Below are 999 nucleotides of genomic sequence, written 5' to 3' on the forward strand. Positions count from 1 at the left end.
GGCAGTCGCCACGGGGTTTTCTAATCAGCAAAGCTCTGAGCAAGCTTTGCTCTTTTTTATTTTTACAGCCTTAAGCTAAAATCAGCCTAAGGTTACGGCATCACTGTTCAGCATCGGAATAGGCTTGCCGTTTTTATTATTACGGTACAGTCTGAGACGCTCAATATCGGCCATCTCAACAGGCAGCGCCAAACCATACTGCTCATTCAGCGCATTCAGTAAATCTACTGCCTTCATGCTGCCGGTCGGCGTAATCTTGCAGTCAAAGCTGAAGATTGTTTCTGTTTCGGTCTGCTCTGCAGTAAGCTGCGGAATGTAAAACTTAACGTCAATGTCCTTGAACTTAGCCTTCGTCTTAGGTGCAGCTTTTTTGAACAGCAGCTCCGGTGCAGCATTGAACTCCGCAACAGCAACGCTCACGTCTTTGCTATAAGGCAGCGTTACGCGATAGCTTGCACCTGCCGCCTGACTCATCAGGGCAGCGTGATGCGTATCAACAGCATCGGCAGCCAGCACGCGGATACCGCGCGGCAAGGCAGCATCAAGCGCCAACGCAGCCTTTTCTACCTCCATCGGCTCGGCAAGCTCGATTTCTACGAACTCGGTATAGCTTACTACACCTACGCCCAGCGCAGAAGCCAGACTGAATTTCAAATGCGGATTAAAGCCTTCAGAATAGGCAGCAGGCAGCTTGGCACGGCGGATAGCACGGCCGATGGTGCGCACATATTCCAGATGGGAGATAAAGCGGATGTCCTTATCCTTGGTAATTTGCATACGCAGTTTCATTATGCCTGTACCTCCCCATTATTTTGATACTCATCTTTATAATCAACGATTTTTACGCCCAATGCCTGGCAAACGCCACAGCCGGTACAGCTTGCGCGACGGCAGTCGTGTGTAAGCTGCTGAGCATAAGCCTTACGCCATTCGTTCCACAGAAAGCGGCGGCTGACACCCGGAGAGATATGCTCCCACGGGAAAGCTTCGTTCTCACCG

The 999-nt window shown here is 50.8% G+C and carries 1 protein-coding gene and 1 pseudogene; both read right to left on the minus strand.

Annotation, left to right across the window (positions count from 1 at the left end; translation table 11 throughout):
• Nucleotides 1-81: 81 nt before the first annotated feature.
• On the minus strand, nucleotides 82-789 hold the full coding sequence (locus BN587_RS01735) for a TIGR03936 family radical SAM-associated protein (protein ID WP_021719426.1): 708 nt from the start codon (nucleotides 787-789) through the stop codon (nucleotides 82-84).
• Nucleotides 789-999, minus strand: a pseudogene (locus tag BN587_RS01740) (B12-binding domain-containing radical SAM protein); the annotation flags it as partial. The gene BN587_RS01735 and the pseudogene BN587_RS01740, both read right to left, overlap by 1 nt.

Source organism: Phascolarctobacterium succinatutens CAG:287 (assembly GCF_000434895.1).
Classification (GTDB): Bacteria; Bacillota; Negativicutes; order Acidaminococcales; family Acidaminococcaceae; genus Phascolarctobacterium_A; species Phascolarctobacterium_A succinatutens_A.